The 17,601-nt window shown below is 66.7% G+C and carries 19 protein-coding genes; 9 read left to right on the top strand and 10 right to left on the bottom strand.

The genetic code is table 11. The features are described 5' to 3' along the window. Positions 1-23 precede the first annotated feature (23 nt). Complete coding sequence (gene rocF, locus KVT32_RS08600) at positions 24-962, top strand: arginase (RefSeq protein WP_152384392.1); 939 nt, start codon at positions 24-26, stop codon at positions 960-962. 28 nt (positions 963-990) lie between these two features. On the opposite strand, the gene KVT32_RS08605 is transcribed toward rocF, so the two are convergent. Next, positions 991-1,731: an IclR family transcriptional regulator gene (locus tag KVT32_RS08605; RefSeq protein WP_152384391.1), complete on the bottom strand. Its 741-nt coding sequence runs from the start codon at positions 1,729-1,731 to the stop codon at positions 991-993. Between the two features lie 222 nt (positions 1,732-1,953). On the opposite strand from KVT32_RS08605, the gene KVT32_RS08610 reads away from it, so the two are divergent. After that, positions 1,954-3,162 (top strand): ABC transporter substrate-binding protein, encoded by a 1,209-nt coding sequence (locus KVT32_RS08610; protein WP_217618035.1) that lies wholly within the window; start codon positions 1,954-1,956, stop codon positions 3,160-3,162. A 13-nt stretch (positions 3,163-3,175) separates the two neighbouring features. Then, positions 3,176-4,237 carry an alcohol dehydrogenase gene (locus KVT32_RS08615; RefSeq protein ID WP_217618036.1) on the top strand — a complete coding sequence of 354 codons (1,062 nt, stop codon included), beginning with the start codon at positions 3,176-3,178 and terminating at the stop codon, positions 4,235-4,237. A 59-nt stretch (positions 4,238-4,296) separates the two neighbouring features. Here KVT32_RS08615 and KVT32_RS08620 read toward each other — a convergent pair whose 3' ends face one another. Together KVT32_RS08620 and KVT32_RS08625 are read right to left on the bottom strand one after the other, a co-directional pair. Next, on the bottom strand, positions 4,297-4,809 hold the full coding sequence (locus tag KVT32_RS08620) for an RES family NAD+ phosphorylase (RefSeq protein WP_152384388.1): 513 nt from the start codon (positions 4,807-4,809) through the stop codon (positions 4,297-4,299). Beyond that, the gene (locus KVT32_RS08625) at positions 4,806-5,276 is read right to left on the bottom strand and encodes an antitoxin Xre/MbcA/ParS toxin-binding domain-containing protein (protein ID WP_056318733.1); all 471 of its coding nucleotides are present in this window, start codon (positions 5,274-5,276) and stop codon (positions 4,806-4,808) included. The genes KVT32_RS08620 and KVT32_RS08625 overlap by 4 nt, the downstream gene beginning before the upstream one ends. 267 nt (positions 5,277-5,543) lie before the next feature. On the opposite strand from KVT32_RS08625, the gene KVT32_RS08630 reads away from it, so the two are divergent. Then, entirely contained in the window at positions 5,544-5,921 is a 378-nt protein-coding gene (locus tag KVT32_RS08630) for a DUF423 domain-containing protein (RefSeq protein WP_062841117.1), read from the top strand. Between the two features lie 59 nt (positions 5,922-5,980). Beyond that, positions 5,981-6,889, top strand: coding sequence for a DMT family transporter (locus tag KVT32_RS08635; RefSeq protein WP_152384387.1), 909 nt, complete (start codon positions 5,981-5,983; stop codon positions 6,887-6,889). Positions 6,890-6,910: 21 nt separating this feature from the next. Here the strand turns inward: KVT32_RS08635 and KVT32_RS08640 are convergent, their stop codons facing one another. Together KVT32_RS08640 and KVT32_RS08645 are read right to left on the bottom strand one after the other, a co-directional pair. Next, positions 6,911-7,549 carry a glutathione S-transferase family protein gene (locus KVT32_RS08640; RefSeq protein WP_056318730.1) on the bottom strand — a complete coding sequence of 213 codons (639 nt, stop codon included), beginning with the start codon at positions 7,547-7,549 and terminating at the stop codon, positions 6,911-6,913. A gap of 5 nt (positions 7,550-7,554) precedes the next feature. After that, on the bottom strand, positions 7,555-8,718 hold the full coding sequence (locus KVT32_RS08645) for a PQQ-dependent sugar dehydrogenase (RefSeq protein WP_175155436.1): 1,164 nt from the start codon (positions 8,716-8,718) through the stop codon (positions 7,555-7,557). Positions 8,719-8,869: 151 nt separating this feature from the next. Between KVT32_RS08645 and KVT32_RS08650 the strand changes: the two genes are divergently transcribed. Further along, positions 8,870-9,481: a glutathione binding-like protein gene (locus KVT32_RS08650; protein WP_152384384.1), complete on the top strand. Its 612-nt coding sequence runs from the start codon at positions 8,870-8,872 to the stop codon at positions 9,479-9,481. Positions 9,482-9,503: 22 nt separating this feature from the next. On the opposite strand, the gene KVT32_RS08655 is transcribed toward KVT32_RS08650, so the two are convergent. Continuing rightward, on the bottom strand, positions 9,504-10,460 hold the full coding sequence (locus tag KVT32_RS08655) for a LysR family transcriptional regulator (RefSeq protein ID WP_217618037.1): 957 nt from the start codon (positions 10,458-10,460) through the stop codon (positions 9,504-9,506). Between the two features lie 119 nt (positions 10,461-10,579). On the opposite strand from KVT32_RS08655, the gene KVT32_RS08660 reads away from it, so the two are divergent. From KVT32_RS08660 to KVT32_RS08670, 3 genes are read left to right on the top strand one after another with little or no spacing between them, the layout of a single operon-like run. After that, positions 10,580-11,557: a tripartite tricarboxylate transporter substrate binding protein gene (locus KVT32_RS08660; RefSeq protein ID WP_217618038.1), complete on the top strand. Its 978-nt coding sequence runs from the start codon at positions 10,580-10,582 to the stop codon at positions 11,555-11,557. A gap of 9 nt (positions 11,558-11,566) precedes the next feature. After that, positions 11,567-13,018: an amidohydrolase family protein gene (locus KVT32_RS08665; protein WP_217618039.1), complete on the top strand. Its 1,452-nt coding sequence runs from the start codon at positions 11,567-11,569 to the stop codon at positions 13,016-13,018. Between the two features lie 16 nt (positions 13,019-13,034). After that, complete coding sequence (locus KVT32_RS08670) at positions 13,035-13,778, top strand: aspartate/glutamate racemase family protein (RefSeq protein WP_152384381.1); 744 nt, start codon at positions 13,035-13,037, stop codon at positions 13,776-13,778. A 57-nt stretch (positions 13,779-13,835) separates the two neighbouring features. Here the strand turns inward: KVT32_RS08670 and KVT32_RS08675 are convergent, their stop codons facing one another. The 4 genes from KVT32_RS08675 to livH are packed head-to-tail and all read right to left on the bottom strand — an operon-like array spanning position 13,836 to position 17,462. After that, positions 13,836-14,537 carry an ABC transporter ATP-binding protein gene (locus KVT32_RS08675; protein ID WP_056317588.1) on the bottom strand — a complete coding sequence of 234 codons (702 nt, stop codon included), beginning with the start codon at positions 14,535-14,537 and terminating at the stop codon, positions 13,836-13,838. Further along, positions 14,537-15,304 (bottom strand): high-affinity branched-chain amino acid ABC transporter ATP-binding protein LivG, encoded by a 768-nt coding sequence (livG, locus tag KVT32_RS08680; protein WP_152384380.1) that lies wholly within the window; start codon positions 15,302-15,304, stop codon positions 14,537-14,539. Before livG ends, KVT32_RS08675 begins: the two co-directional genes overlap by 1 nt. Beyond that, positions 15,301-16,536 (bottom strand): high-affinity branched-chain amino acid ABC transporter permease LivM, encoded by a 1,236-nt coding sequence (locus KVT32_RS08685; RefSeq protein WP_056317580.1) that lies wholly within the window; start codon positions 16,534-16,536, stop codon positions 15,301-15,303. Before KVT32_RS08685 ends, livG begins: the two co-directional genes overlap by 4 nt. Beyond that, on the bottom strand, positions 16,536-17,462 hold the full coding sequence (livH, locus tag KVT32_RS08690; RefSeq protein WP_056317577.1) for a high-affinity branched-chain amino acid ABC transporter permease LivH: 927 nt from the start codon (positions 17,460-17,462) through the stop codon (positions 16,536-16,538). Before livH ends, KVT32_RS08685 begins: the two co-directional genes overlap by 1 nt. Positions 17,463-17,601: the final 139 nt, after the last annotated feature.

Raw genomic sequence — 17,601 nt, forward strand, 5'->3', positions numbered from 1 at the left:
AACCGCAACACGGAGCACGCGAATTGACGAACACCCCAACCCTGCCCACCGACGTCACCTTGATCGGCGCGCCGACCGACATCGGCGCCGGCGCCCGCGGCGCCTCGATGGGCCCGGAAGCGCTGCGTGTCGCGGACCTGGGCCCGGTCATCGAAGCGCTGGGTTTTCAGGTCCGCGACCGCGGCAACCTGTACGGACCCGCCAACCCCTGGCTGCCGCCCGTGGACGGCTACCGGCATCTGGAGGAAGTGACCGCGTGGAACCGCGCCGTGCACGATGCGGTCCACGAGGAACTGGCGGCGGGGCGCCTGCCGGTGCTGCTGGGTGGTGATCACAGCCTGGGAATCGGTTCGGTCAGCGCCGTCGCGCGCCATTGCCGCGCCGCGGGCAAAAAACTGCGCGTGCTGTGGCTGGACGCCCACGCCGACTTCAACACCCATGCGCTGACGCCCACCGGCAACCTGCATGGCATGCCCGTGGCCTGCCTGTGCGGCAACGGGCCGGCGCCGCTGATCGGCATGTCCGGCGAATGCCCGGACATCGAGCCGTCCTGCGTGCGCCAGATCGGCATCCGCAGCGTCGATCCGGGCGAAAAGCGCCTGCTGCACGAGGCTGGCCTCGAGGTCTTCGACATGCGCTACCTGGACGAGATGGGCATGCGCGCCACCATGCAGGCCGCATTGGCCGGCCTGGACGGCGATACGCACCTGCACGTGAGCTTCGACGTCGACTTTCTGGATCCCGAAATCGCGCCGGGCGTGGGCACCACGGTGATGGGCGGCCCCACCTATCGCGAAGCGCAGCTTTGCATGGAGATGATTGCCGACACCGGTCTCATGCGTTCGCTGGACGTGGTGGAACTGAATCCCGCGCTCGACGTGCGCAACCGGACGGCCGAGCTGGCGGTGGACCTTATCGAAAGCCTGTTCGGCAAATCCACGCTGGTGCGCCGGGGGCCCTGAAGGGCCCAGTGCGCATTGGACCGGCCCGCTACCCCTCGCGGTTGCGGCGGATTGCCTCTGCCGCCTCGCGCAGATGCAGCAGGTTGTCCTCGCGCTGCGCCCACACGCGCGGCGTGGGGCCCGCCACGCATAGCGCATACCATTCGCCCCCAAGATCCAGCGCCACCGCCAGGCCGGTCAGGTCGACGACGCTCTCACCCACGTTCGACGCCCAGCCTTGCTCGGCCGCGCGCTCGACGTCGGCCAGCAGGGTTTCGCGCGTGGTCAGCGTGTGGTCCGTGTAGCGGGTGTATTGCGCCGCGGCCAGCACCTGCTCGCGCTCGGCGGCGGGCAAGCGCGCCAGAATGGCCTTGGCGACCGAGCTGGTGTGCAGCGGCCGCCGCTCACCCGCACGCGCGGCATAGTGCACCGGCTGGGTGGATTCCACGACGTCCAGAAACACGACGGCGCCATCCTGGATCTTGCCCAGCATCACGGTCTCGTTCGCGGCGTCGCGCAGCGCGGCAAGACGCGGACGCACCAGGTCCAGCCACGGATCGCCCGTGAGGATCTGCGCGGCCAGGCCGTGCAGCTTGGCCGTCGGGTAATACCCGGCGCGGCGCCGGACCTCGTACAGATAGCCTCGGGCCACCAGCGTGCGCACGAGGGCCAGACAGCTGGACATCGGCGCGCCCAGGCCCTGCGCCAGTTCGGTGAGCGGCATGGGACGCCGGGTCTGCGCAAACAGCTCAAGCAGCTCCAGCGTGCGGGCAACCAGCTTGACTTCCACGGCGTCTCCCTCCTTCGCGGCAACGGATTCTGTCCACGCGGACTAGGGTGTTCCACCGTGTTGACTTTTCATGGACAGGTACCTAAATTCTTGCACAGGAATTTACATTCACCAATATGAAATAAATTTCAGCCGGCTGGAGCACCGGCGCCGCCTTCCCGAGTTACCGCGTCATCCGACAGATCAATAAAACGGCCCATTCCAGGGTTGGGAGACAGACAGATGCGTATCAAACCCGTGTTGGCGGCCTTGGCCGCCACTTTGGCCGCCTGCGCGGCGCAGGCCCAGTCCGACGTCGTGCGGCTGGGCGTATCCAACGATCGTTCCGGCATCTATTCCGACCTGGGCGGGCTCGGGTCCGAGATGGCCGTACGCATGGCCGTGGAGGATTTCGGCGGCAAGGTCGCAGGCAAGACCGTCGAGGTGGTCGGCGCGGACAACCAGAACAAGGCCGACGTGGCCTCCGCCCTGGTGCGCCGCTGGTTCGACACCCAGAACCTGGTCGCGGTGGTTGACGGCGGCGCCAGCTCGGCCGGGCTCGCGGCCCAGGGCGTCGCCCGGGAAAAAGGCGGCACCGCGCTCATCAGCGGCGGCTTTGCCGGCGATTTCAGCGGCAAGCAATGCAGCAACCTCAGCACGCAATGGGCGCCGGACACCTACGCGCTGGCCAACGCAGTGGTCAAGAGCGTGGTCGAGGGCGGCGGCAAGAGCTGGTATTTCATCACCACCGACTACGTGTTCGGCAAATCGCTGGAAAGCAATGCCTCGCGCTTTGTCGAGCGCGCCGGCGGGAAGGTCGTGGGCAGCACGCGCCACCCGCTGGGCGCCATGGACTTTGCCTCGTTCCTGGTCCAGGCCCAGTCCTCCAAGGCCGACGTCGTGGGCCTGGCCAGCGCCGGCGGCGACCTGGTCAACCTCATCAAGCAGGCGCAGGAGTTCGGGCTGGCGGGCGGCAAGCAGCGCATGCTGACGTTCCTGACGTTCATCAACGACGTCCACGCGATGGGCCTGCCCGTCGCGCAGGGCCTCACCTTTCCCACCGGCTTCTACTGGGACGCGGACGAGGACACTCGCGCGTGGACGCAGCGCTGGCAGAAGAAGATGGGCGTCACGCGCGCGCCGTCCATCGTCCAGGCCCTGAGCTACGTGGCCACCACTCACTACCTGCAAGCCGCGCAGGCTGCGGGCAGCTTCGACGGCGCGGCGGTCAACCAGAAGATGCGGGAATTGCCCATCACGGCCAAATTGATAAAGAATGCCCGGGTGCGCCCCGAAGACGGTCGCGTCATCATGGACCTGTATCTGGTGGAGGTGAAAAAGCCCGCCGAGTCCAAGTACCCGAACGACTACTACCGCATCCTGTCCACGGTGCCCGGCGAAAAGGTCTTCGTGTCGCTCGCCGACAGCGAATGCCCCCTGGTCAAGAAATAGAAAGGAGACAACCATGAAGTGCTATTGCGTCGTCAATTTCCGCGAGCCCCTGCAGGAAATGGATCAGCCCACGCCCACCCCGCAGGGGACGCAGGTGCTGTTGAAGGTGCGCGCGGCGGGCGTATGCCACAGCGATATCCACCTGTGGGAAGGCGGCTACGACCTCGGCCAGGGACGCACCCTGTCGCTCAAGGACCGCGGCGTGTCGCTGCCGCTGACGATGGGCCACGAAACGGTCGGCGCCGTCGTGGCGGCCGGGCCCGACGCGCAAGGGCTTGCCACCGACCGCAACTACCTCGTCTATCCGTGGATCGGTTGCGGCAAATGCGCCTCGTGCGCGGCCGGCATGGAAAACCACTGCACCGCGCCGGCCTGCCTGGGTGTGCATCGCGCCGGCGGATACGCCGACCACATCGTGGTGCCGCATCCCCGCTACCTCATCGACATCGGCGACCTCGATCCCGCGCAGATCGCGCCCTACGCGTGCTCGGGCCTGACGACGTATTCCGCATTGAAGAAGATCGGCGCAGACGTCTACCGCGAACATCCCGTGGTGATTTTCGGCGCGGGCGGACTGGGCCTGATGAGCCTGACCCTCATCAAGGCACTGGGCGGCGCGGGCGCCATCGTCGTCGATATCGATCCGGCCAAGCGGCAGGCGGCGCTGGACGCGGGCGCGCTGGCGGCCATCGACGGCGCCGCGCCCGACGCCGCGCAGCAGATCATGAAGGCCGCGGGCGGCAAGCCGGTGCAGGCTGCGATCGACCTGGTCGGCGCACCCGCCACCACCTCGCTCGCGTTCGACTTCCTGACCAAGGGCGGCAAGCTCATCATCGTGGGCCTGTTCGGCGGCGGTTCGACCTGGCCGATCGCGTTGATCCCGATGAAGGCGCTGTCGATCATCGGCAGCTACGTGGGCAACCTGACCGAACTGAAGGAACTGATGGAACTGGTGAGGGCGGGCAAGGTGCCGCCCATGCCGGTCCACCGCCATGCGCTGGCCGAGGCGGACCGTGTGCTGGCCTCGCTGCGCGAAGGCAAGGTCGTGGGACGCGCCGTGCTGACGGTCGATTGACCCAGCCGCGGTCATTCCGATGCGGCGCGCCCGGCATCGGGCGCGTCGTGTGTTGAAAGCTATGCGGGCCGCAGGCGCGGATCGTAGATGAAGCGTTCGCGCCGCACCACCACGATGTGCTCGGCATCCGGATGCGCCGGGTTGACGAGAAAGTTGCAGTCCGGCACGCCGCGATACGGGACGATGGCGCTGGGCAGTTCCAGCAGCGCCGATACGCCCGACGCCACCCAGTTATCGCCCACGGCCTGCGAGGCCTCCGCGAAGGGCACCGCATCCCAGAACGGATAGTCGTCCTGAAGCTGCGCCAGCGACAGCGACTGGCGCGCTTCGAAGACGGCAGTGGGCACGGCCAGTTCGATCAGGTAGCGGTTCGCCTGCTGGGACGCGCGAGCGGCAAAGTGCACCACCGTTTCCAGCACCGAAAGTGCCACGCTGGCCGAGGCATACACGACGGGCGTGCCGGGGCTGTTGTAGCGGCCGCCCACGGCGGCTGCGCCCGCGCCGCTCAGGTCGTCCGCCCGGTATTTGCCCGCCGTGGTGCCGATGCGCCAGAGCGAAACGTAGTCCTTCATGCGTAGACGCCCGCTGCGGCACGGGCAAGCGTGTCTTCGACGATGCGGCTGCTGGCGTCCGAGGTCAGAAGCGACAGGGGTTTGACGTTGCCCAGCGCGGGCACGGGCGTGTTCAGCCACAGCACCGCTTCCTCGTCGCTGCCCAGCACCTGGCGCGCAACGCGCACCACGCGGGCGACGCGGGCAAGCCGGTCCGATTCCCCCAGCGGGAGCGCCTGGCCTTCACGCGTCCACCGCGACAGCGACGCCGCCTTGACCTCCGTGATGGCCATGATCTCGGACTTGGGCACCTGCAGATAATCAGCCGCATCGTCGACCATCTGCGCAGGCAGGCCGCGATGCACGTCGCGCGCGATGTCGGTCAGGGGGCTGTCGACCAGGCCGCGGAACAGCTGGCGGGCGCGCGGCGGACGCTTGGCGGTGGCGCCGCGCTTGGTCGGTGATTTATCGGCAAGGGCGATGGTCATGGTCTGCTCCGGGCGCCGCGCACGGGCGGCAAACCGGGGGACCGGCCACGCCATGAGCGGCTGAATTACCAAATTGAATTTATAATATCCCATTTGGAAATACCCGCGCAAGGCGCTGCGGGCCGCCTCCACAGGACATACCCGGCATCGCAGTGCCAGGCGGCGGCGCTCCCGTTGGAAGCGGCGCGCCGCCCGTCACGCCCCCTGTTTCGGCCTATCATAGGCGGCGGCAAATTTACCCCCTCGCATTTCTCTCAAGGACAGGCAATGACGGACCGGCAGCTCACGATACTCGCGGCGCTCAATCTCATGGTGGCGGTGGGCGCCGGTGCCTTCGGCGCGCATGGCCTCAAACGCATCCTGACGCCAGAAATGCTGGCTGTCTGGCAGACCGGGGTGATGTACCACCTGGTCCACGCCCTCGGTCTTTTCGTCATCGCGCTGCTCGGCGCGCGTTTCGGCTCGCCCCTGCTGTCGGCGGCAGGCGTCGTGATGTTTGTCGGCATCGTGCTGTTTTCGGGCAGCCTGTATGTGCTGACGCTGACCGGCAAAGGCTGGCTGGGCGCCGTCACGCCGTTTGGCGGAACGGCATTCCTGGCCGCGTGGGCCATGGTCGCCTGGGCTGCCTACCGCGCGCAGCCCTGAACCCGTACTTCCCGTCATTCATTCCCGGCGGCAGGAACCGCCGCCCTTGCAGGTCTCTGATGTCCCCAACCACCGCATTACCCGCCGTCCGTGAACACTCCGCCGCCGCAGGCATTGCCTGCGTGGCGGGCGGCATCTTCTTTCTGACCCTCAGCGACGCCAGCGCCAAATGGCTGGGCGCAACGTACAACCCGCTGCAGATCCTCTTCATGCGCGCGCTGATCGCGCTGCCTTTCGTGACCGCGCTGGCGTTATGGCTGGGCGGCCGCCGCGTGCTGCGTACGATGCATCCCGGACTGCACCTGACGCGCGGCGCCATCAACGTTATCTCGGCCAGTTGCTTCTACCTGGGATTGCAGGCGCTGCCGCTGGCCGAGACCACCGCCATCGCGTTCGCCGCGCCGCTATTCGTCACGGCGCTTTCCGTGCTGATCCTGAAGGAACGCGTGGACGGCAAGCGCTGGCTAGCCGTGCTGGCGGGTTTTGCGGGCGTGCTGATCGTGGTGCGTCCCGGCACGCAGGCCTTTCAGGCGGCCACATTGCTGCCGCTGACCACCGCCCTGCTCTACGCGGTCATGATGATCACGGCGCGCGGCATCAACCGCGCCGAAGGCATGCTGACCATCACCTTTTACATCGTGCTGGGCCAACTGGTGTGGAGCTCGCTGGGGCTGGCGTGGGTCTGGCGCGCGCCGGCCGCCGAAGACCTGCCGTACTTCGGCGCGGTGGCCTTGTTCAGCACGCTGGGACTGACGCTGATCACGCAGGGATTCCGTATCGGACCGGCGTCCGTCGTCGCCCCCTTTGACTACACGGGCCTCGTCTGGGCCACGATCCTGGGATGGATCTTCTGGCGCGAGGCGCCCGACGCCTACGCGTACCTGGGCGCCGTCTTCATTGCGGGCAGCGGCGTGTACATCGCCGTTCGCGAGGCGCGGGGCAAGTCGCGCCGCCGCGCCGCGCGCTGACGGCCGCCCTGCCCGCCAGCACTATTCGGTGGGCGGCGGAAAGTGCCGCTGCAACACCTTTGCGACGTTCGGCTCTTGTTCGGCCTCGCGCGCCACCGCCGTCAGCGCCGGGCACATGGCGCCGAACCACGACGGTCCCGGACGCCAGTGCGTCATGACCGTCACGTACAGGTCCAGCGCCGAAAAGCGCCGCCCCAGCATGTGCGGCGCGCCGGCCTGGCGTTCGAGTTCCTGCCACAGCTCGGCGCGGCGCGTGTGCACGCGCTCACGCAGCAGATCGGCCCCCGCGCCCGGCGTCGTCCATTGCGCGGGCTCATCGCCGTAGGTGAAGGTGGGATACACCGCCGCCACCAGCCGCATCAGCAGGTTAAGAAATCGCGCCCGCTCCGGCTTGTCCGGCGCGGGCGCCAGCCCGGCCTGCGGCGCCACATCGTTCAGGTGCAGGATCATCGCCGCGCTTTCGGTCATCACCTCGCCGTCGGGCAGGATGAGCGTGGGCACCTGCCCCAGCGGATTCAGATGCAAAAGCCGGTCCCGCTCGGGCCCCGGCTTCAGATATGGCACATCCGTCAGCGTGTGCGGCACATTGGCCAGCACCAGCGCCATCTCGACAATGGCCGAGCCGCAACCCGCGGACCCGATGAGCTCGTAGGATTTCATGGCCGTCACCCTCCCGTTTCGGCCGGCGCCACCCGCAGCAATTCGCCAGGCGAGGCGTCCGTCAGCACATACACATAACCGTCCGGCCCCTGCCGCACGTCCCGAATCCGCCGCTTGCGGTCGACCAGCAGCCGTTCCTTCTCGACCACGCGATTGCCGTCGACAGTCAGGCGGATGAGGTTCTGATTGCCCAGCGCGCCGATGAAGAGCGAATTGCGCCAGGCCGGAAACCGGTCCGCGTCGTAGAACGCCATGCCGCTGATGGCGGGCGATTTCGGCCACCAATGGATCGGCGGCTCCATGCCCGGCAGGGTTTCGCCCTTGGCTTCCGGAATGGCGAAGCCCGAATAGTTGATGCCGTAGGTGGCCAGCGGCCAGCCGTAATTCTTGCCCGGCTTCACGACATTGATCTCGTCGCCGCCACGCGGCCCGTGTTCGTTTTCCCAGAGTTCGCCGGTCCAGGGATTGAGCGCCATGCCCTGCGGATTGCGATGGCCGTACGACCAGATCTCGGGGCGCGCGCCCGGCTTACCCACGAAGGGATTGTCCGCCGGCACGGAGCCATCCGTCTTGAGCCGCACAACCTTGCCTTGCAGCTTGTCCAGGTCTTGTGCCGTCGGGCGCTGATTGTTCTCGCCCAGCGCGATATACAGGTAGCCCTTGCCGTCGAACACCAGCCGCGATCCGAAATGCTGGCCGGACGACAGCTTGGGCTCCTGGCGTAACAGCACCTTGAATCCCTCAAGGCCGCTGGCGTCATCGGCCAGCCGCCCGCGACCCACGGCCGTGCCGCTCTTGTCGCCATCCGACTCCGCATACGCCAGGTACACGTAGCGGTCGGTCGCAAAATCAGGCGACAGCGCCACGTCCAGCAGTCCCCCTTGACCGCGCGCAGCAACCTGCGGCACGCCGGACAGCGGCTTGGATAGCCCACCGGGCGTACGCAGCAGCCGCAGGTTCCCGGGCCGTTCGGTGATCAGGATGCCGCCATCGGGCAGGAACGCCATGGACCAGGGGTGATCCAGGCCGCCGACGACGGGCGTCACGCGGGCGGGCGCCGACGGCGGTTCCTGCGAGGCTTGTGCAACGGCGGGCGCGGCCGCAAAGGCCACGGCCAAGGACAGGATCAGGGGAATTGCGCGCGTGCTCGCGGCGGTGCGTGACTGCATGGACATCTCCGGCGGCGACAGATTGAAAAGCAGGCGCGCAAGGCATGACAGTGAGACGCGGGGGCCGCTCGCAATTGGCACACCCGGTTGGCGTACCATAGCGCCCACGGACGGGAGCTCTCCCGTTCTTGCTCTCAGGAGACTCGACCAGATGAAACTGTACTACATGCCCGGCGCGTGCTCGCTCGCTTCCCACATCGTCCTCGAGTGGATCGGCAAGCCGTACGAGACGCACAAACTCAGCCGTGAAGCGCTGAAGGAGCCGGAGTTTCTGCGGATCAATCCGCTGGGCGCCGTGCCCGCGCTGACCGATGGCGACTGGACCCTCACGCAGAATGTCGCCATCCTGGAATACCTGGCCGAACAGGCCCCGGAAATCCCCCTGCTGGGCGACGGCACCGCGCGTTCGCGCGCCGAAGTGCGCCGCTGGGTCGGCTTCATCAATTCCGACGTCCACAAGACCTTCTCGCTGCTGTTCGGCGCGCAGCGCTACCTGAAGGACGAAGGCGCGCAAAAAGAATTGGCGGGCTCCGCGTCGGCGCTTCTGACCAAGCTGTTCGGGCAGCTGGATGCGCAACTGGCGGGCAAGTCCTATCTGGCCGGCGCCGCGCCGTCTGTGGCGGACGCGTATCTGTTTGTCGTGCTGCGCTGGGCCCACGCAAAGGAAATCGACCTGTCCGGCCTGAACCATCTGCAAGCGTTCTTCGAACGCATGCAGGCCGACGCGGGCGTGCAGGCCGCACTGAAGGCCGAAGGCCTGTAACGGCTGCCGCTGCCCGGCTCGCCTACGCAGGCGCCGCGCCGGGCAGCGTCTCGCCTTCCAGGATCTTTTTCACGGCGGCCAGGAAGCGCCGCGCCAGCAAGGGCGGCGCACTCAGGTTGGAATGCGTCGCCCAGATTTCCACGCTGGCCTCGGGCTCGATCGGGCGAAGCGCCATGTGGGCTGCCTGGTCCGGCGTGACGCACCATGCGTCGACCAGCGCCGGTCCCAGCCCCTGCTGCACGAACGAACAGGCCGTCACGGGCGAATGCACCTCGACCGCTGCCGCGCAGCGCGGGCCCTCTCCAAAGAATGGCTGCAGCGCGCGTCCTAGCGGCGTGTCGCGCGGATAGCCGATCCACGCCGCCGACGAAAAGTCTTCCGGCAGCACCACCTCATGACTGGCCAGCGGATGCCCGGGCGGCAGCACGCAGACCACCGGCACACGCGCCAGCCGCACGGACGTCAGGTTGGGGTGATCCGGCGGCTGCATGGAAATGCCGATGTCGGCCTGACCCGACAGGAAATACGCCGCCAGTTCGTCGAAAGTCACGCTGCGGTAATCCACGCGCGCGCCTGCATTGCGGCCGCGAAACCGCTCCAGCGCCATCGGGATCAGACGCTGCCCGAAACTGGCGCTGGCCACGATCTTCAGCATTCCCGCGCCCGACTGGCCGAGGCTGGCGGCCAGGTCGTTCACCCGCTGAATGCCGCCATACACCTGCTCGACCTCGGCATACAGGCGCCGGGCTTCGGCGGTGGGCGACAGCCGGCTCTTGACCCGCTCGAACAGCCGGTAGCCCAGGCGGCTTTCCGTCAGCGCCAGCACCCGGCTCACCGCCGGCTGCGACACATGCAGCATGCGCCCCGCCCCGCTGATCGACCCGGCCATCATGATCGCGCGGAACACCTCGATCTGACGCAGGTTCAGTGGCCTTCCGGCGCTGGGGCCGACCTCGTCGGCATACGCATCCGCATCCATTTTTTTCCCCTATTCCGATAACGGGGGATTATAGGTTTGAGACATTTTTCGATGACGCAGTGCCGCATGCCAAGGTGTAATCTGCCCGCTCCACAAAACAAAACCAGGGGAAATCCATCATGCGCAGCACGCTCCTTCGCAGTCTTTCCATGGCGGCGCTCAGCGTCGCCTTCATCGGCGCCGCCTCGGCCGCCGGCTATCCCGACAAGCCCATCACCTTCGTGGTCCCGTCCGCCGCCGGCGGATCGCCCGACGTGCTGTCGCGCCTGATCACGACCCAGATGGCCCGCGACACCGGCGCCACGATGGTCGTCGAGAACCGCGCCGGCGCGGCCGGCAACATCGGCATCGCGCTCATCAAGCGCGCCGCCCCGGACGGCTATACCGTCGGCTACGGCAACATCAACACGCTGGCGGTCAACCGCTCGCTCTTCAAGCGCCTGCCGTACGACGTGGACAAGGACCTGACGCCGGTCGCGCACATGTTCGACCTCTACAACGCGCTGATCGTGCCGGCCGAATCGCCCATCAAGAGCGTGCAGGACCTGATCGACCGCGCCCGCAACGAGCCGGGCCGCCTGTCGTACGGCGCCTCGGGCGTGGGCACCACCGGCCACATGGGCGGCGAGCTGTTCAAGAGCATGGCCAAGCTGGACGTGATGTTCATCCCCTATAACGGCGGCCCCGCCGCCATCCAGGATCTGCTTGGCGGCCGCCTGGACTACCTGTTCGTCAACACCTCGGAAGCCGCACCGCTCGTCAAGAGCGGCAAGGTCCGCGCCATCGGCGTCAGCAGCCTGAAGCGCCTGTCGCTGATGCCCGACGTGCCGACGCTGGACGAATCCGGCCTGAAGGGTTACGAGACGGTCGCCTGGGGTGGCGTCGTGGCGCCCAAGGGCACCCCCGATGACGTGGTCGCCACGCTGAACGCCGCCATCCAGAAGGCGCTGCAGGCGCCGGAAGTGCGCCAGGGCCTGGCCACGCTAGGCGCCGAACCGGCATCCGGTTCGCCCGCCGAGTTCAAGCAGCTGATCGATCGCGAAACCGCCAAGTGGCAGCAGATCATCGACAACGCCGGCATCGAAAAACTCGACTGAGCATTCTTCATGACGGCAGACACCTTGCAGGCTGACTTCATCGTCGCGGGCGCCACGCTCATCGACGGATCGGGCGGGCCCGCCACCGTCGGCGACCTTGCCGTGCGCGGCGGGCGCATCGCGGCGGTGGGCAGCTTTGCCCATCCCGCCGGCGCGCCGGTCATCGATGGCCGGGGCCTGGCCCTGGCGCCGGGCTTCATCGACTCGCACACCCACGACGACGGGTATCTGCTGGCCCATCCCGACATGCTGCCCAAGGTGTCGCAAGGCATCACGACGGTCGTCACCGGCAACTGCGGGATCAGCCTGGCGCCCCTGGCGCGCACGCAGATCCCGCAGCCGCTGGACCTGCTGGGCCCGCCGTCGCTCTTTCGCTTTGGCACCTTCCGGTCCTGGATGGACGCGCTGCGCGACACGCCCGCCGCAGTCAACGTGATTCCACTGGTGGGCCACACCACCTTGCGCGTCGCCGTCATGGACGACACATCGCGCGCTGCCAACGACGCGGAACGCGCCGCCATGCGCGAACTCATGCAGGAAGCGCTGGACGCCGGCGCCTTCGGTGTATCCACCGGCACCTTCTATCCGCCGGCCAGCGCCGCGCCCACGGACGAGATCGTCGACGTGTGCCAGCCGCTGCGCGGCCGCGCCGGCATTTATGCCACCCACCTGCGCGACGAGGCCGATCACATCGTGCCGGCCATCGAAGAGGCGCTGCACATCGGTCGCGAAATCGATTGCCGCGTCGTCTTCTCTCACCACAAGCTGGCGGGCGAACGCAATCACGGACGCAGCCGCGAAACGCTGGATATCATCAGCCGCGCCGCAGCCTCGCAGCCCGTCTGCCTGGACTGCCACCCCTACCCCGCCACCTCCACCATGCTGCGGCTCGATCGCGCGCGGCTTGCCAGCCGGACGATGATCACCTGGTCCAAAGGCTACCCCGAAGCGACGGGCCGCGACTTCAGCGAAGTGATGGCCGAACTGGGCCTGGACGACGAGGCCGCCGTGGCCCGCCTGGCCCCGGCCGGCGCCATCTACTTCCTGATGGATTGCGCCGACGTCAACCGCATCTTTGCCCATCCGCTGACCATGGTCGGCTCGGACGGGCTGCCCTTCGATCCCCATCCGCACCCCCGCCAATGGGGCACGTTCACCAACGTCCTGCGCACGATGGTGCGCGAGCAAAACCTGCTGTCCCTGGAATCGGCCATCCACAAGATGACGGGGTTGGCTGCCCACCAATACGGCGTGGCCGGGCGCGGCCTGCTGAGAGAGGGGTATCATGCTGACCTGGTGCTGTTCGATCCCGCCACCGTCACCGACGTGGCCACTTTTTCAGCGCCCATTCAGGCAAGCCGGGGCATCCACGCGGTGTGGGTCAACGGCAGGCAGGTCTGGGACGGGGAACGGACGGGCGCCGAACGCCCGGGCCAGGTCCTGTCGCCCGGTCAAGCATGAGCACGGAGTACTTAAAGTGAAGACGTTTTCCCAGGGCTGCTACCTGGGTGTATTGGGCGGAATGGGGCCCATGGCCGGCGCGGCCTTTGCCCTCCGCCTGGCGGCGCTGACGCCCGCCACGGTTGACCAGCAACACATCCCCACCCTGCTGCGCAACGATCCGCGCATTCCCGACCGGTCCAGCGCCTACATGGCCGGCGGCGAAAATCCGCTGCCCCACATGGTCGACGGCGTGCGCTTCCTGGAACAGGCCGGCGCCCGGCTCATCGCCATCCCGTGCAACACCGCCCACCTGTGGTTCGACGAGATCGCCGCGTCCACCGGCGTGCCGGTGCTGCACATCATCGAGGCAGTCATCGAAGACCTGCGCCGTCTGGGCCTGCCCCGCGGCCGCATCGGCCTGATGGGCACCGCCGCCACGCTGAAGCTTGGCCTGTACCAGCGGCACCTCGAAGCCCAGGGCTACGAGTGCATCGTGCCTGACGACGACGAAGTCGAACGCTTCTGCATGGGCTCGATCCGCGCGGTCAAGGGCAACCTGCTCGAAGACGCCTTCGCCCCCGCCGCCGAATGCATCGCCCGTTTGAAGGCGCGCGGCGCCGACGCCGTCGTCCTGGGCTGCACGGAACTGCCCCTGGCCGTGCCGCACGCCCTGCGCCCCAGCCTGGGCGTGACCCTCACGGACTCCATCGACGCCCTGGCCCGCGCCGCCATCGCGCACTACCAGGCTGACCAGCCCGCGGAACGGATCGCGGCGTAAGGGCAGCAAAAAAAAGGCGCATCTTTCGATGCGCCCACTTCCTTCGCGGGGAAGAGGTCAACCGCCCAGGTAAGCCTTGCGGACCTGGTCGTTGACCAGCAGATTGGCGCCGGTGTCCTGCAGGACCACGCGGCCGTTTTCCAGCACGTAGCCGCGGTCCGCCACGCCCAGGGCCTTGTTCGCGTTCTGCTCGACCAGGAACACGGTCACGCCCTGCTCCCGGATCTCGCGGATGATGTCGAAGATCTGGGCGATCACCAGCGGGGCCAGGCCCAGCGTGGGTTCGTCCAGCAGCAACAGGCGCGGCCGGGTCATCAGCGCGCGGCCGATGGCCAGCATCTGCTGTTCGCCGCCCGACATCAGGCCGGCTCGCTGGCTGGCGCGCTCTTTCAAGCGCGGGAACAAGCCATAGACGTGGTCGATACCCGCCTCGATCTCGTCGCGCTTGGAAAAGAAGCCGCCCATCATCAGGTTCTCGGCGACGGTCAGGTCCTTGAACACGCGACGGCCTTCAGGCGAAATGGCGATGCCACTGCGCATGATGTGGTGCGTGTCCTTGTTCGTGATGTCTTCGCCTTCGAACGTGATCTTGCCTTCGCGCGCACGCGGATTGCCGCAGACCGTCATCAGCAGCGTGGTCTTGCCCGCGCCGTTGGCGCCGATCAGCGTGACGATCTCACCCTTGTTCACATCGACCGACACGCCGTTCAATGCCTGAATGGCGCCGTAGAAGGTGTGTATGTTTTCCAGCTTGAGCATCATTCCTCCCCCAGATACGCCTTGATGACGCGCTCGTCGTTGCGCACCTGATCCGGGGTGCCGGTCGTGATGGGCTTGCCATGTTCCATGACCAGAATCCGGTCCGAAATGCCCATGATGAGGCTCATGTCGTGCTCGATCAGCAGCACCGCGACGCCGAATTCGCGCCGCAACTGGTCGATGAGCGATTGCAGATCGCGCTTTTCCTGCGGATTCAGACCCGCCGCGGGTTCGTCCAGCATTAACAGGCGCGGCTTGGTGATCATGCAGCGCGCGATCTCCAGGCGCCGCTGGTGGCCATATGCCAGATTGCCGGCTTCGCGGTTCGCGAATTCGCGCAGACCCATGAAATCCAGCCACTGCGCCGCGCGCGACAGCGCCTCGGATTCGGACTGGCGATAGCCCCTGGTCTTGAGCAGGCCCGGCAACAGGCGCGATTCGACCTGCGTGTGCTGCGCAACCAGCAGGTTTTCCAGCACCGTGAGCTGCTTGAACAGGCGCACGTTCTGGAACGTGCGCACCAGGCCGTGGCGCGCCACCTTGTGGCTGGCAAGACCCGTGATGGGCTTGCCGTCCATGATGATCTCGCCGGCAGTGGGTGCGTAGAACCCACCCACGCAATTGAAGACGGTGGTCTTGCCGGCGCCGTTGGGGCCGATGATGGCAAAGACCTCGTCGGTCATGACCTCGAAACCCACGCTATCCACGGCCAAGAGGCCGCCGAACCGCATGGTCAGGCCGGATACTTTCAGCAATGCCTCGCTCATTTAGCCAGCTCCACGTGGGGACGCTTCATGGGCAACAACCCCTGCGGACGCCACATCATCATCAACACCATCACCAGACCGAACATCAGCATCCGGTACTCGGCGAACTCGCGCGCCAGCTCGGGCAGCACGGTCAGCAGGATGGCTGCGAGGATCACCCCCACCTGCGAACCCATGCCCCCCAGCACCACGATCGCCAGGATCAGCGCGGATTCGATGAACGTGAAGGACTCCGGATTCACCATGCCCTGGCGCGCCGCGAAGAACGCGCCGCCAAAGCCGGCAAACATGGCGCCCAGCGTGAACGCGGACAGCTTGATGCGCGTGGGGTTCAGGCCCAGCGAGCGGCAGGCAATCTCGTCCTCGCGCAGCGCCTCCCAGGCGCGGCCGACCGGCATGCGGATCAGGCGCGTGGACACAAACAGCGTCACCAGCGCCAGCAGCAGCGCCATCATGTACAGATAGATGACCATGTCCTGGTTCTGGAACGTCAGCCCGAAGAAGTCGTGGAATGTCGTCCCACCCTCGGTGCTGGGGCGGCGCGTCATTTCCAGGCCAAAGAACGTGGGCTTCGGGATACCGGAAATCCCGTCCGGACCACCGGTCATCTTGTTCAGGTTGATCAGCAGCAGGCGGATGATTTCACCGAAACCCAGGGTCACGATGGCCAGGTAGTCGCCGCGCAGCCGCAATACCGGAAAGCCCAGCACAAAGCCGAACAGCGCGGACATCGCGCCGGCAAACGGCAGCGCTTCCCAGAAGCTCCAGCCGCCCCAGTGGTAGAGCAGCGCGTAGGTGTAGGCGCCCACCGCGTAAAAGCCCACGAAGCCCAGGTCCAGCAGCCCCGCAAAACCCACCACGATGTTCAGGCCCAGGCCCAGCATCACGTAGATCAGCACCAGCGTGGCGATGTCCACGGAGCTGCGCCCCGCGAAGAACGGCCAGATCACCGCGATGGCCAGCAGCAAGAACATCAGCGGCTTGTGGTTCCTGGCCGGGGCCGAGGACAGCGTCGGCAGACTGGTCTTGAGCTTTTTGAACGGAATGGCCAGCCAGGGCCGCAGCAACTGGAAGACGAACACCACGGCGGCGGCCAGCGCCACCAGCGACCAGTTCGACTCCATCGACGTGCGCGCACCCTGGCGGATGAGCTGCAGGCCAAAGACCGGGGTGACGATGACCGCCGTCAGCACGGCCGCCATCGTGGCGTTTTTGAGATTGTTGGTCGACATCAGACTTTTTCCACCTCAGGTTTGCCCAGCAGCCCGGTGGGACGGAACAGCAGAATCAGGACCAGCAGCGAAAACGCCACGATGTCCTTGTACTGCGACGAGATGTATGCGGCCGCGAAGGTCTCGGCCAGGCCCAGCAGCACGCCGCCCAGCATGGCGCCGGGAATGCTGCCGATACCGCCCAGCACCGCCGCCGTGAAGGCCTTGATGCCGGCCAGAAAGCCGATGAAGGGATTGAGCTTGCCGATGGTGATGGCGATCAGCACGCCGCCCACCGCCGCCAGGATCGCGCCCATCACGAACGTGAACGAGATCACGCGGTTGGTGTCGATGCCCAGCAGATTGGCCATGTGCATGTCCTGCGAGCAGGCGCGAGAGGCACGGCCCATGCGGGAGTACTTGATGAACAGCGTCAGCCCGATCATCAGCACCACGGTGACCACGATGATCATGATGCGCGAATACGGCACCGTCACGTCGAAGTCGGATCCCATGTGGAACTGCACGGCGCCGGACACCAGCGAAGGCACGGCCATGTCGCGCGCGCCCTGCCCGAGGGCCACCCAGTTCTGCAGGAAGATCGACATCCCGATGGCAGAGATCAGCGCCACCAGCCGGGGGCTGCCGCGCACCGGACGATACGCCACGCGCTCGACCGAAAAGCCGTAGATGCCGGTGACCGTGATGGCCACGAGCAGCATGGCCGCAATGATGAAGGGGGTCGGCAATCCGCTATTGGTGCCGATGGCCGTCAAGGTGACCAGGCCCACATAGGCGCCGATCATATAGATTTCGCCGTGGGCGAAGTTGATCATACCGATGATGCCGTAGACCATTGTGTAGCCGATGGCGATCAACGCATAGATCGCTCCCAGGGACAATCCGTTGAAGAATTGCTGGGTCAGTTGGGGTATGAGATCAGACATGATTCTATTGCTCCAAATGGTTCCGGCCCCGGTAGAGAGACCCGGAGCCGGAAACCTGGGCGTATTTTATAAGGGCCTGTCGTCGCCGCCTTGCCGGCCGCACAGCGCTTTTGGCGCATCGCTACGCGGATTTCGGCAA

This window comes from Achromobacter sp. GbtcB20, assembly GCF_019091095.1.
Lineage (GTDB): Bacteria > Pseudomonadota > Gammaproteobacteria > Burkholderiales > Burkholderiaceae_B > Achromobacter > Achromobacter mucicolens.